Origin of the sequence: Salmonella sp. SAL4457 (genome assembly GCF_046548235.1) — a bacterium.
Lineage (GTDB): Bacteria > Pseudomonadota > Gammaproteobacteria > Enterobacterales > Enterobacteriaceae > Salmonella > Salmonella enterica.
In genome coordinates this window covers 1-243 of sequence record NZ_JBGDZO010001181.1, presented here as the reverse complement: position 1 = coordinate 243, position 243 = coordinate 1, and the positions used below count along the sequence as shown (strand labels likewise).

Genomic DNA, 243 nt, shown 5'->3' with positions numbered 1-243 from the left:
CTACAAGAAAGGCTTCCCGCCTGGTGAACTCGGGCGGCTGATGCAGTTGACCCTGGAACTGAAGATCGACGGGCTGGACGGGCTGCTCAAGCCGCTTCGTCCCCCCGCTCCGTAGGCGAATGACGTCGCCGACGCTATCCGCCGATACCCTGCCCATACCCTGCCTTCACCAGTCACCCGCCCCCGTTCGGCAGGGCGAATAACGCCACAGGCGTTATCCGCCGATACGCAGCCGAACTCAGC

General features: G+C 64.2%; 1 protein-coding gene. It reads left to right on the top strand.

All coding sequences use genetic code 11. The features are described from left to right. Nucleotides 1-115, top strand: a 115-nt coding sequence (locus ACLJNW_RS27915; RefSeq protein ID WP_410961847.1) for a putative quorum-sensing-regulated virulence factor, incomplete at its 5' end; no start/stop codon positions are given. Between the last annotated feature and the right edge of the window lie 128 nt (nt 116-243).